Below are 12,210 nucleotides of genomic sequence, written 5' to 3' on the forward strand. Positions count from 1 at the left end.
CATAGAAGCACCGGGGCACCCTTGAGTGCTAGCACTCTCATGTATAGAGTGCTAGGTGGCAGTCGGACGACCCTGGTGTCGGCACCCGCGACGACGGCGCGAGGGATCCGGACGATTGCCAAATCACCTGGTAATTCGGACGGTGCGGGGTAGCCCCGGACCGACCGCCAACTCCGGTCGGGGCAGACGCTCCGGACCCGATTCAACTAGTGGAGGGCTCCAATCGTGGCGAAGGTCAACATCAAGCCACTCGAGGACAAGATTCTCGTACAGGCCAACGAGGCCGAGACCACGACCGCATCCGGTCTGGTCATTCCCGACACCGCCAAGGAGAAGCCCCAGGAGGGCACCGTCGTCGCAGTCGGCCCCGGCCGTTGGGACGAAGACGGCGAAAAGCGGATCCCGCTCGACGTCGCTGAAGGTGACACCGTCATCTACAGCAAGTACGGCGGCACTGAAATCAAGTACGGCGGCGAGGAATACCTGATCCTGTCGGCGCGCGACGTGCTGGCTGTCGTTTCCAAGTAACACTGGTCGTTTGAAGTAACGCAACGTGTTCCGCCCCGGCGATCCCCGCGCGCAAGCGCGGGCGATTTCCGGGGCGGCATGCGTTACTAGCTGGGCGAAGGAGCCTCATGAGCAAGTTAATTGAGTACGACGCGACCGCACGTCGCGCGATGGAAGCGGGCGTCAACAAACTCGCCGACGCGGTCAAGGTGACCCTCGGGCCCGGTGGCCGCCACGTGGTGCTGGCCAAGGCATTTGGTGGGCCGCAGGTGACCAACGACGGCGTCACCGTCGCACGCGAGATCGACCTGGAAGACCCGTTCGAGAATCTCGGTGCGCAGTTGGTGAAGTCGGTCGCCACCAAGACCAACGACGTGGCGGGCGACGGCACCACCACCGCGACCGTGCTGGCCCAGGCCCTGGTCAAGGGCGGACTGCGGCTGGTCGCCGCGGGGGTCAACCCAATCGCCCTGGGTTCGGGCATCAGCAAGGCCGCCGACGCGGTATCCGAGGCGCTGCTGGCCGCGGCCACACCGGTGTCGGGGAAGGAAGCCATCGCCCAGGTGGCGACGGTGTCTTCGCGCGACGAGCGACTGGGCGACCTGGTCGGCGAGGCCATGAGCAAGGTCGGTCATGACGGCGTGGTGAGCGTGGAGGAGTCCTCGACGCTGGACACCGAGCTGGAATTCACCGAAGGCGTGGGCTTCGACAAGGGCTTCCTGTCGGCCTATTTCGTCACCGACTTCGACTCCCAGGAGGCTGTCCTCGACGACCCGCTGATCTTGCTGCACCAGGACAAGATCAGCTCGTTGCCCGACCTGCTGCCGCTACTGGAGAAGGTCGCCGAATCGGGCAAACCGCTGCTGATCATCGCCGAGGACGTCGAGGGTGAGGCGCTGGCGACGCTGGTCGTCAACTCCATTCGTAAGACGCTGAAGGCCGTCGCGGTCAAGTCGCCGTTCTTCGGCGACCGCCGCAAGGCCTTCATGCAGGACCTGGCCATCGTGACCGGCGGCGAGGTGGTCAACCCCGACGTCGGCTTGCTGCTGCGCGAGGTGGGCCTTGAGGTGCTGGGTTCGGCCCGACGCGTGGTGGTCAGCAAGGACGACACCATCATCGTCGACGGCGCCGGCTCGAAGGATGCGGTCGACAACCGGGTCAAGCAGCTGCGCGCCGAGGTCGAAGCCAGCGACTCCGATTGGGACCGCGAGAAGCTGCAGGAACGCGTCGCCAAGCTGGCCGGAGGGGTGGCCGTCATCAAGGTCGGCGCCGCCACCGAGACTGCTCTCAAGGAGCGCAAGGAAAGCGTCGAGGACGCCGTCGCTGCGGCCAAGGCCGCGGTCGAAGAGGGCATCGTCCCCGGCGGCGGCTCGGCGCTGATTCAGGCACGCCACGTGCTCGAGTCGCTGCGCAACGAGCTCAGCGGCGACGAGAAGCTCGGCGTCGACGTGTTCTCCGAGGCGCTGGCCGCTCCGCTGTACTGGATCGCGACCAACGCCGGGCTGGATGGTGCTGTCGCGGTCAACACGGTCAACGGGCTACCCACCGGGGAGGGGCTCAATGCCGCCACCCGGACCTACGGGGACCTCGGCGCCGCGGGCATCGTCGACCCGGTCAAGGTGACCCGCTCGGCCGTGCTCAACGCCTCTTCGGTGGCCAGGATGGTGCTCAGCACCGAGACGGCCGTCGTCGAGAAGCCGGCCGATGAGGAAGACGACCACGGCCACGGCCACGGTCATCACCACCACTGAGTTCAGTAATTCGACGAGACACCCCCGGATCCTGTTGGGCCGGGGGTGTCTCGCTTCTGGTCGGTGCGGCGGTGGTTACGCTGCGGATGTGCAGTCATTGCCGCAAGCCCGGGAGGCGGCACGGGCCCGATCGGCGTCACTGTCACAAGGCGTGACCGCTTACCACGTCGTCGGAGACGATGGTCCATGGGTGGTGCTGGTTCACGGCCTCGTCACCCCGAGCCATGCATGGCAGGCGTTGTCCGAAGCGCTTGCCGCTCAGGGGTTTCGCGTGCTGCGTTACGACCAGTTCGGTCGCGGGCTGTCGGACCGGCCGCCGGCCAGGTACGACCTCGACCTCTATGTCCGGCAACTGCGCGAACTGGTGGACACACTCGGGATCGAGAGCATGCATCTGATCGGGTGGTCGATGGGCGCGCTCATCGTGACTCGTTTCGCCGCCGAGAGTCCTGACCGCACCGACAGCATCGGACTCATCGCGCCCGGGCTCTATGCGTCCGGGACGCTGAAGATTCTCGCCCAGTCGTTTTTGCGACTGCCCGGTGCCCACAGACTCGTTGCCTCGCGCATCGATGACGTCATCGATCGCCTGGAATGCCAGCATCTGAGTCGTCCAGACCGATTCCCGGACTACAACGAGCAAGCCCGGGAACAGCTGCAGTTCCCGGGCATGGCCGAATCGTTCGCGTCGACCGTCGCCAACTTTCCTGCCCACGCCGGGGACCAGTGGGCCGCCGTGGGACGACATCCGCGTCCGGTGCTCGTGGTGTGGGGCACCGAGGACTCCGTCACCCCGTATGCCAACCATCGGCGCGTCCTGCAGTTGTATCCCGGCGCGGAGTTGCTGACCGTCCACGGCGCCAGACATGCCCCGCATCTCGACCACTCCGAGGTCGTCCATCCGGCCATCCTGCGGCACCTGATGGCGGCAGAGAACCGACCCTGACCGCGTATTGCGCACTGCGATGAATTTCCCGCCCCGGACATGTCATATCCAGCGTGCCGTCTTCGTAGACACCATGAGGGGCCACCACCCGGCGAGCCCGCCTAGTCCTAGGAGCATGTGATGCCGCAATACTTCCTGGCCGTCAACCACGACGCCGACGACACCGCCGCAATGGCGGAGATGAGCATCGAACAGATGCAGCCGATCTTCGATGCCGTCGACGCGTTCAACAACAAGCTGCAGGCCGCGGGCGCCTGGGTGTTCGCCGGCGGTCTGATGCCGCCGGAATCGACCACCACCGTCGACCACACCGGTGAGACGGCCATCGTCACCGACGGCCCGTACACCGAGTCGAAGGAGTACTTGGGCGGTTTCTGGGTCATCGAGGCCGCCGACCTCGATGCCGCCTTGGACTGGGCGAAACAGGGGTCCAAGGCTTGCCAGGGTCGCGTCGCAGTGCGCCCGTTCCAAGGCTGAGCACCGACGGCGCGTGGACGCGATCGAGCGGGTCTTCCGCGAGGAGTACGGGCGGGTGATCGCCTCGCTGGTGCGCCGCTTCGGCGATATCGACATCGCCGAAGAGGCGGCCGGCGAGGCTCTGCTGAGCGCGCTGGAGCGATGGCCGCACGACGGGATTCCGCCCAATCCGGCCGGCTGGCTCACGACGACCGCGGCCAACAAGGCGATCGACCGGCTGCGCCGCGAATCGCGACGCTGGTCAAAACACCTGGCGGCACACATGATTCACGATGACACCGGACACGAACCGACCGGTCCCGTTCCGGACGAACGGCTGCGGTTGATCTTCACCTGCTGTCATCCGGCGCTCGCGCCCGAGGCCCGGGTGGCGTTGACGCTGCGACTGCTCTGCGGGCTCACCGCCGCCGAGATCGCCGCCGCGTTTCTCGTCAGCGAAACGACGATGGCTCAGCGAATCAGCCGGGCGAAGAAGAAGATCGCGGATGCGCATATCCCGTATCGGGTGCCCGCGACCGAGGACCTCGGCGAGCGGGTGGCGGCGGTGCTTGCCGTGATCTACCTCGTCTTCAACGAGGGTTACCTGTCCACCGCTGGGTGGGCGGTGCGCGATGACCTCAGCACCGAGGCGATCCGACTAGGCCGAACCCTGCACGCGTTGCTACCTGACCTGCCCGAGGTCACGGGTCTACTGGCGTTGATGCTGCTCACCCAGTCCCGCCGGCCGAGCCGGATCGCCGACGGCGAACTGGTGCCACTGCACGAACAGGACCGCAGCCAATGGGACCGTGAGCTGATCGAGGAGGGACACGCTCTGGTCCGAAAGTGCCTGTCCATCAACCGGCCCGGTCGCTATCAAGTGCTCGCGGCGATCAACGCGGCGCACACCGACTCGGCGACCGCTGCCGACACCGACTGGTCCCAGATCGCCGAACTGTATCGACAGCTGATGACCTACGACCCCGGGCCCGTCGCCCAACTCAACTATGCGATCGCTGTCGCCGAACTCGACGGGCCCGAGGTCGCGCTGGCCCGGGTGGACCGACTGCCGCCGGCGGGCATGCAGCGTTACCACGCATTCCACGTCACCCGCGCCGAGTTACTGCGCCGCCTCGGGCGGTCGGCCGAGGCGCGGACAGCCTATGAGGCGGCCATCGCCCTGGTCGACAATCCCGCAGAGCGGGCGTATCTCACCCGCCGTCGCGATGAAGCGTATTAGCGGTTGCGCCCGTTTGCGGCGCGCCTATTGCGACGACGGCTGAATGGATACCAGGCGGAACATGCCCGGCTGCGAATCGTCAGGCGTGAACCGGACAACCAGGCTGCCCGGGGGAAACTGGGTGGCAAGGTCGTTCAGTGTCCTGGGCAGGAATGCTAGGGACTTGGCATTGCCGTACCAGTTGGGATCGGACGGGTCGGGACTGCCGACACCGTCGATCGCGGCGTCCCAGCGTTGTACCGGATTCGGTGGTGTAGCACCGAACCCCGTCGACTTGAGATACGCATCGGCTTGGCCCGCAAGGGTAATCGCCGGCCCGCCACCGACCGGAGCGCCGGTGATCGTCCCGTTGACGACATCGGCCGTCACCGATGTCAGACGCGTGGTGCAAATGTTGTCCACCACGCTGGGCGGCACGCAGAAGGCGGGCAGCGGGGCGCTGTTGGCGTGGGCGCTGTTGAGTACCGCCGGAAAAACCAGCACAGCGACGACGGCCAGGGTGTGGGTAACCCTCAGCATGAGTACCTCCTTGGCGGGCATGGCGTCACTGAACTGTATTCGGTCGCGTTCGCGCGGCCCAGCGCGCGCACGTCTCGCTCCGGCAGCGAAGCGAACAGCTGCTCCCTCACCACCCGAATGTGCAGGGGCGGCACCTTTGCAACGCGTGCTCGCCCCTGCTCGGTGATGTCAACGAGGACGACGCGCGCCCTTGCGGATGTGCAGCCGCTGCCGTGGGTCGAGCTCTCAGATACCGACGGCCCGCTCCAGGTCTTTGAGTGAGGTCTCCAGGTGGTCGAGCAGTCGCTGTAGATGCGGCACCGCGCGGCGGCACCCCACCAGGCCGAAGTCCAGCCTGTCGCCGCTGGCCACCAGCGTGATGTTGAGCGCCTGTCCGTTGGCTGCGATCGACATCGGATAGCTGCCTTCCAGGCGAGCGCCTCTAACGTACAAGGGGTTCCGGGCGCCGGGAACGTTCGAGATGCACACGTTGAACGGCGGTGGCGTTGCCGCGCTCCCGGTCACGCCGCCCAGCATGACCGGCGACAGCAGCGCCATTCCCATCGCGATGGCCTGCGGCCTGGGCATCCCGGCCACTACGGCCTTGTTCGCCCGCATGGAGGAGCTGATCGTGGCCAGCCGCTGCGCGGGGTCCTCAACGTGCGTGCCCAGATTGGCCAGCACGGCAGTGACCGCGTTACCCCCGGCGCCTTCATCGGCAGTGCGCAGGCTGACCGGAACCATTGCCACCAAAGGCTTTTCGGGAAGCGCCTGCTGATCGGAGAGGTACGCGCGCAGCGCACCGGCACACATCGCTAGTACCACGTCGTTGACGGTGACCCCGGCGGCGTTCTTGACGTCCTTGATGCGCTGCATCGACCATGACTGCGCGGCGCACCGGCGCGCACCGCCGATCGGCACGTTGAGCATGGTGCGCGGTGCCCGGAACGGCAGCGTGAGTTGCTGTTCGAGCAGCGCGGAACGCGCCAGTCCGAGCGTCGAGGTGCCAAGGCGTGGAATGGATTTGACCGCTCGGGCCAGCGTCTGCAACCCTGACGGCGCGGCGGCGGGATCCGCGACGCGCGCAGGCGACGACCACGGCGCCCGGATCCCCTCGTCGAGCGGATCGGCGCTGAGCGACCCCTGCAGCAGATTGATCGCCGAGATCCCGTCGACGAGGGCGTGATGGATTTTCGTGTAGACGGCGAACCGTCCGTCGGCCAGTCCCTCGATGACGTGGGTCTCCCACAACGGGCGGTGCCGGTCGAGCATGCCGGAATGCAGCCGCGAGGTCAGTTCCAGCAGCTCCCGCACCCGGCCGGGGCGGGGTAGTGCCGAGTGGCGGATGTGGTAGTCGAGGTCGATGTCGCCCGCGGCGGACCAGCCGAGGTTCAAACCCCCCGGCAGCCGGGCCGGGTACCTGCTGAACAGCGGTGCGACGTCGTCGCTGGACCGCAGCGCCTGGCATAACTCGCGGACGAATTCGGGCCCGGCACCGGCCGGTGTCTGGAACAGCTGCAGCCCGGCGACGTGCATCGGGTGTCCGGGGGACTCGGCGAGCAGCATCATCGATTCGACGGGTGACATCAGTTCCATGAGTTGTCCTTTGGTGCGTAGTTGCGTGGGGGTTTGGTGTCTTCGGGGGTGCTACGGCCCCGTCGATTACCGCAGAAGTTAGGCGCCGGGTGTCGCTGAGCGCTCGTCCCCGGGTGCCAAGACCGATGCCCGCATTTGTGATCAGGTCACAAAAGTCCGAGATCAATATGGCTGATGCCGGTGGGTGCGCGGTCGCGGCAGAGTATGTTCAGCCGCCATGAGGCCCACTTGGGAACCCTTTCGTGAGCCCGGCGCTGAGCGGGTCTGGGAGACGTTGTTACGCCCGCTTGCTGCCGAATTGCGTTCATGTGCAACCGAATTCGCCGAACAAGCGGTCGCCCGCGTGCAGGGCGAAATGCCGGTGCTGTTTCCGGACCCGCAGTCGGTCAAGGAGAATGTCGTCAGCACCGCGGCGAGCCTGCGCAATGTCGCTGACCTCCTCGAGATCGGCGGTGACCCGCGCGAGGCCGAACTGTCCGCGCCGACCCGGGCAGTCGCGCGCGCCGGGGTGAAGCGCCAGGTGCCGCTGGCCAGCCTGATGCGCTTCTATCGCGTGACGCACGAGTTGCTGTGGCAGTGGATGTGGGATCGAATCACGGCCACCACGGTGGATCAGGCGCAGCAGGCTGCGACGCTGCGACTGGCCACCAGCTGGATGTTCGGTTACGTCGACGCCGCATTGAACCGCGCGCAGGAAGCCTACGAAGCCGAACGGGAGGCCTGGCTGCGCAACACAGCGGCCGCCCGCACCGGCACCATCGAGGACATTCTGACGCAGCGCGAACGGGACCCGCAGCGGGCTTCCAAGAGGTTGCGCTACGACGTCAACCGCCACCATGTCGGGGCGGTCGCATGGCTGGATGCGGTAGCCGAGGACGGCGACGCGCAGTCGGCCATGAGTGAGGCGCTGGGCACGGTTTCACGGAAGCTCGGCGGCGAGACCGCCCTGATCCACCCGGCCGGCTCATTGGTGGCATTCGGCTGGTTCAGCCGGCCGAATGCCTTCGGCACAGACGATCTCGATGCACCTGGGCCCAAAATGCCAGCGGGCGTCCGGGTCGCCGTCGGCGAGCCGGGTTACGGCCTGAGAGCCTTCCGCTGCAGCCACGTGGAGGCCTCGAATGCGCGCCGGGTCGCTTCGCTGCTCGGAGCCCGCGCCGGCACGCTGACCCGCTATGGCGATGTCGCGGTGGCCGCGCTGGCCAGCTGCAACGGCGAACTCGCGGAGGCGTTCGTGCACCGGGTGCTGGGTCCGCTGGCCGCCGACGACGAGGCCACGTTCCGGGTGGCTACGACGTTATCGGTTTACCTGCAGGAGAACCGGAGCCGGGCCCGAGCCGCCCGGCGCCTCACTGTGCATCCGAATACCGTGAGCTACCGCGTCGATCAGGCGCAGATGATCCTCGGTCGCAGCATCGATACGGACAGCCTCGATCTCGCGGTGGCGCTGGCGCTGCTTCCGACGCTGCCGGGACTCACCGCGCAATTGTGACCCCAGTACAAACAGTTTCACCAACCTTGGCATCGGGTGCCAAGTAATCAGCGGCGTCCGTCCCTACCGTTTGGGTCAGTTGGCCGACTGGCCACCAACCTAAGCGAAGGAGACCCCGATGCAGACGATGCAGGAACTCGACGTCAACTACATGAGCGGTGCCGACAACCCCTGGATCCCGTTCACACCGCTCAGCGACCAGGTGTTCCTCAAGTACTGGAAGGTCGACCCGGTCCGTGGCGAGATCGTCGTCTCGATGAAGTTCCCGGCCGGACTCGAGCTCGCTCCGCACTACCACACTGGAATCGTGGTCGGGCACACCGTCACCGGAGCTTGGCGCTACCAGGAGAACAACTGGGTGTCCCGCGCGGGTGACACTGTCTACGAGGTGGCCGGCTCGCGGCACACTCCGGAGAGTGTCGAGGACACCGAGGTGTTCTTCTTCATCGTCGGCGAGCTGCTCTTCATCGACGAGAACAACACCATCCTGTGGCAGGAGAATCACCGGACCTCGATCGAGCGGTACACGAATTACTGTGCTGCCCAGAACATTCCGGCTCGCGATTTGACGAGTTGGGACGCCTAGACCGGTTCGGGGTCCGGTGCGCGCGGCGGCAGGTACCACGATGGTGGCGGCAGCGCTGCCGGCCGTCGGGTGCGGGTTTCCGACGCCTGGTTCATCCAGCCTCGAGCGGGGGATCGCGCGGCATTAGCAGCCAGACCGCTACTGCGGCGGCCGCGGGGACCAGTGCCATCAGCAGGCTCGTGGCGTGCAGTGCGTAAGTCACGGAATCCCGGCTTGCCGTCATGACGCGGTGCGCGAGCTCGTGGTCGAGGTGGTCGAGTACGCCGCCGGAGTTGGGCGAGCGCGACGCTTCCAGGGCGTCGGCGGCTTGATCGGGCGAGATGCCCGTGCCGGCCAGCGCCCTGCGGGCGCGTGCGGTGTACAGCGTGGTAGCGAGCAGGGTGACCACGGTGGGTCCGAGCGAGTAGAACGACTGTCCGGCACCGGGTTTGACCGCCGACACCGACCCCTCCAACCCGGGGGAGGCGTAGCTCATCATCACGCTGGCCTGGGGAGCCTCGATAAGGCCGGCTCCGGCACTGAGCAGCACCACACCCAACCCGATCACCAGCAGCGACGTGTGCCCATCGAAGGTGGCGAAGGCGGTGGCGGCCACGGTGAGTAGCCCGAGACCGCACAGCATGGTGACCCTCGCCGAGGTGGCGACCATCAGCCGACCTGCCGCCACGGCTGTGGGTGCCTGCGCCGCGGCGGCCAGCACCAACAGCAGGCCCAACACGGTCGGCGGATAGCCGCGCACCACGGTGGCGTAGTAACTCAGGACGAGGATGAGCCCTGCGGTCAGGAAGTTGAACGCCGCGCCGGCGATGATTGCGGCGTTGAAGGGACCGGCCCGAAAGACCCGCAACTGCAGCGCCGGCCGATCGGCACGTCGTTCCCACCAGACGAAGAAAGCCCCGGAAGCCAGCCCCACCAACACCGGCAGCGCCGCGGCGCCTGGCCCGTGGGCGAGACGGGACAGTCCGTAGACCAGGCCCACCAGCGCGACGCCGGCCGCCGCCAGACCCGGGTAATCAATGCTGGGGTCCTCGATTTGGAAGGTTTCGGGGACGAACCGCACCGCGACGGGGATGGTGACCAACGCGGCGGCTGGGGCGATGAGCAACGCCCAACGCCACCCCAGCGACTGCACCAGGACGGTGCCGAGCAGCGGCAACGGAGCGACGATCAAGAACGCGGCTCCGATGAAGAGACTGATCGCCCTGGCGCGTTGTGCAGGGGGAAAGACGGCGTTGATGATCGCCAGCGACAGGCCCAGCAGGAAGGCGAAGCAGACGCCGGTCACGGCGCGGGTCACCATCAGCATCACGGCATTGACTGAGACGGCGGACAGCAGGCCGCCGACGACCACGCCGATCAGCCCCAGCAGATACATCCGGCGCTTGCCGTAGATGTCGCCCAGGGTGCCCGCAGCCAGAATGGTCGCGGCCAGCGTGAGGGTGGCCAAACTCGCGGTGAAGCCGGCGGTGGCGGTGGACATGTGCAGGCCCTCGCGCACCGACACCAGGTTGCTGGCGAAGATGGCTGGGTCGGCGCCGGTGATGGCAAAGCCCGCTGCCATGCTCAGCAGCGTCATCCGTTGAGCCAGCGTCAGGCTTATCTGCCGCGGCGGCGTCGGTGTGGGTGCGGTGAGCATCGGGGTTATCCGGCCGCCGGTGAACCGACCACGAATTGCGGACGGCGGAGCCCGCTGCGGGTCAAACTGGCGCCGCCTTTGTCGGCGGCTGAGCTCACCGGCGGCAGACTGCCCAGCAGGGGGGCGGCTGCATCGGGAGCCATCGCGGAGGCGGACGCTAGCCCCGGGCTAGGCAACGCGGTCGTGTGGCTGAGGGTGGGGGCCGCAACGCCCCACCTGCTCGGCACCGACAGGCCCCCGACCGAACTCGCGTGGCCCGAGGTCGCCGTCACCACATCGGAACGGCCCAGACCCGGCATCTTGAGTCCGAAGTTGGTAGTCGCCGTCAACGGCGCTGCCTCGGCGGCCGCCTGCCCCACCGACATCAACGGCTTAGCAACCGACGTGGTGGACATCGTCGCCGAGGTACTCCCCGCGACGACCTCCATCGGCGTCAACAACCCTTCTTCCACCGTGACCACGCCTGCGACCAACGGGCGGGTGCTGAACCACTTCAGTGACGCCGGCACAGAGTAGATCAGCTGAGACAGCTTCGACGCGGTACCGGCACTCGCCGAGTGGGCGGCCGCTTGCGCGGCCGTGAGCGCGACCTGCGGCGGAACGGTGAACGGGTCCAATCGGGTTGCGGCTGCCGCCATGCCTGCGTAGCCGTACATCGCCGCCGCGTCTTGCGCCCACATCGTGGCGTAGTGGGCCTCGGTGGCCGCGATCGCGGGACCGTTCAGGCCGAGGAAGTTGGTCGCTACCAATGCCATCAACAGCGCCCGGTTGGCGGCGATCTCCGCCGGTGGCACCGTCATCGCGTACGCCGCCTGGTACGCGGCCGCGGCGGCCCTCGCCTGATGGGCGGCCTCGTCGGCCTGCCCGGCCGTCGCGCCCAGCCACGCCAGGTAGGGGGCGGTGGCGGCCGCCATCGCCGCCGATGCCGCACCTTGCCACGGACCGCCGGCCAGCTCCGAAATCACCGATGAGCATTGAGCCGCAGTGAAGTACAAGTCGGCGGACAGCCCGTCCCAGGTTGCCGCCGCCGCCAGCAGCGGCCCGGCACCGGCTCCGGCATACATGCGCGCGGAGTTGATCTCCGGCGGTAACGCTGCAAAGTCCATTGCGGTCGGCTCAGCTCAGACGAGTGCGGTGGCGTTGGCGGCCTCGGCGGCCGCGTAGGACGCGGCATTGGAGCCCAAGGTCGTCACCAACTGGTCATGAATGGTCGCCGCGTAGGCGCTGACCTCCTGGTACAGGACGGCATGCGCGGTGAATTGAGTCGCGATGAGCGCAGACACCTCGTCGGCCGCGGGGGGAACGACCGCGGTGGTCGTGACCGTCGCGGCGGTGTTGTGTGCGTTCATCGCCATGCCGATGCCCAGCAGGCCGCCTGCCGCGGCGATCACGGCGTCTGGCTGAACCGTCAGAAATGACATGCGTTCTACCTCTCTGCGTTGCCCTTCTAGCTCGCTGCCGAGCTACCAACGCCTTCCATGTTCGGGGCCACGGCAGCGCGG

At 67.2% G+C, this 12,210-nt stretch carries 12 protein-coding genes; 7 read left to right on the plus strand and 5 right to left on the minus strand.

Features of this window, described 5'->3' with window-relative positions:
* Positions 1–225 precede the first annotated feature (225 nt).
* The 5 genes from groES to JX552_RS06155 all read left to right on the plus strand — a co-directional run bounded on the left by groES (position 226) and on the right by JX552_RS06155 (position 4,900).
* A complete protein-coding gene (groES, locus tag JX552_RS06135) occupies positions 226–528 on the plus strand; it encodes a co-chaperone GroES (RefSeq protein WP_011739140.1) in 303 nt (100 codons plus the stop codon).
* Between the two features lie 107 nt (positions 529–635).
* The gene (groL, locus tag JX552_RS06140) at positions 636–2,258 is read left to right on the plus strand and encodes a chaperonin GroEL (protein WP_205876543.1); all 1,623 of its coding nucleotides are present in this window, start codon (positions 636–638) and stop codon (positions 2,256–2,258) included.
* A 151-nt stretch (positions 2,259–2,409) separates the two neighbouring features.
* Positions 2,410–3,204 (plus strand): alpha/beta fold hydrolase, encoded by a 795-nt coding sequence (locus JX552_RS06145; protein WP_205876544.1) that lies wholly within the window; start codon positions 2,410–2,412, stop codon positions 3,202–3,204.
* A 120-nt stretch (positions 3,205–3,324) separates the two neighbouring features.
* Positions 3,325–3,681, plus strand: a complete 357-nt coding sequence (locus tag JX552_RS06150) for a YciI family protein (protein WP_205876545.1) — start codon at positions 3,325–3,327, stop codon at positions 3,679–3,681.
* A 13-nt stretch (positions 3,682–3,694) separates the two neighbouring features.
* Positions 3,695–4,900: an RNA polymerase sigma factor gene (locus JX552_RS06155; RefSeq protein ID WP_241010896.1), complete on the plus strand. Its 1,206-nt coding sequence runs from the start codon at positions 3,695–3,697 to the stop codon at positions 4,898–4,900.
* Between the two features lie 24 nt (positions 4,901–4,924).
* On the opposite strand, the gene JX552_RS06160 is transcribed toward JX552_RS06155, so the two are convergent.
* Entirely contained in the window at positions 4,925–5,419 is a 495-nt protein-coding gene (locus JX552_RS06160; RefSeq protein WP_205876547.1) for a hypothetical protein, read from the minus strand.
* A gap of 225 nt (positions 5,420–5,644) precedes the next feature.
* Positions 5,645–6,994 carry a WS/DGAT/MGAT family O-acyltransferase gene (locus JX552_RS06165; protein ID WP_205876548.1) on the minus strand — a complete coding sequence of 450 codons (1,350 nt, stop codon included), beginning with the start codon at positions 6,992–6,994 and terminating at the stop codon, positions 5,645–5,647.
* Between the two features lie 217 nt (positions 6,995–7,211).
* On the opposite strand from JX552_RS06165, the gene JX552_RS06170 reads away from it, so the two are divergent.
* On the plus strand, positions 7,212–8,486 hold the full coding sequence (locus tag JX552_RS06170) for a PucR family transcriptional regulator (protein WP_205876549.1): 1,275 nt from the start codon (positions 7,212–7,214) through the stop codon (positions 8,484–8,486).
* A 118-nt stretch (positions 8,487–8,604) separates the two neighbouring features.
* Positions 8,605–9,072: a 2,4'-dihydroxyacetophenone dioxygenase family protein gene (locus JX552_RS06175; RefSeq protein WP_205876550.1), complete on the plus strand. Its 468-nt coding sequence runs from the start codon at positions 8,605–8,607 to the stop codon at positions 9,070–9,072.
* Between the two features lie 91 nt (positions 9,073–9,163).
* On the opposite strand, the gene JX552_RS06180 is transcribed toward JX552_RS06175, so the two are convergent.
* From JX552_RS06180 to JX552_RS06190, 3 genes are read right to left on the minus strand one after another with little or no spacing between them, the layout of a single operon-like run.
* A complete protein-coding gene (locus JX552_RS06180) occupies positions 9,164–10,708 on the minus strand; it encodes an MFS transporter (RefSeq protein ID WP_205876551.1) in 1,545 nt (514 codons plus the stop codon).
* 5 nt (positions 10,709–10,713) lie between these two features.
* Positions 10,714–11,814 (minus strand): PPE family protein, encoded by a 1,101-nt coding sequence (locus JX552_RS06185; RefSeq protein ID WP_205876552.1) that lies wholly within the window; start codon positions 11,812–11,814, stop codon positions 10,714–10,716.
* A 15-nt stretch (positions 11,815–11,829) separates the two neighbouring features.
* The gene (locus tag JX552_RS06190) at positions 11,830–12,129 is read right to left on the minus strand and encodes a PE family protein (RefSeq protein WP_205876553.1); all 300 of its coding nucleotides are present in this window, start codon (positions 12,127–12,129) and stop codon (positions 11,830–11,832) included.
* Positions 12,130–12,210: the final 81 nt, after the last annotated feature.

Source organism: Mycobacterium gordonae (assembly GCF_017086405.1).
GTDB classification, from domain to species: Bacteria; Actinomycetota; Actinomycetes; order Mycobacteriales; family Mycobacteriaceae; genus Mycobacterium; species Mycobacterium gordonae_D.

Coding starts and splice junctions, on each gene's coding strand:
- groL (WP_205876543.1), top strand. CDS start 636: ATGAGCAAGTTAATTGAGTACGACGCGACCGCACGTCGCGCGATGGAA.
- JX552_RS06150 (WP_205876545.1), top strand. CDS start 3,325: ATGCCGCAATACTTCCTGGCCGTCAACCACGACGCCGACGACACCGCC.
- JX552_RS06160 (WP_205876547.1), bottom strand. CDS start 5,419: ATGCTGAGGGTTACCCACACCCTGGCCGTCGTCGCTGTGCTGGTTTTT.
- JX552_RS06165 (WP_205876548.1), bottom strand. CDS start 6,994: ATGGAACTGATGTCACCCGTCGAATCGATGATGCTGCTCGCCGAGTCC.
- JX552_RS06170 (WP_205876549.1), top strand. CDS start 7,212: ATGAGGCCCACTTGGGAACCCTTTCGTGAGCCCGGCGCTGAGCGGGTC.
- JX552_RS06175 (WP_205876550.1), top strand. CDS start 8,605: ATGCAGACGATGCAGGAACTCGACGTCAACTACATGAGCGGTGCCGAC.
- JX552_RS06180 (WP_205876551.1), bottom strand. CDS start 10,708: ATGCTCACCGCACCCACACCGACGCCGCCGCGGCAGATAAGCCTGACG.
- JX552_RS06185 (WP_205876552.1), bottom strand. CDS start 11,814: ATGGACTTTGCAGCGTTACCGCCGGAGATCAACTCCGCGCGCATGTAT.
- JX552_RS06190 (WP_205876553.1), bottom strand. CDS start 12,129: ATGTCATTTCTGACGGTTCAGCCAGACGCCGTGATCGCCGCGGCAGGC.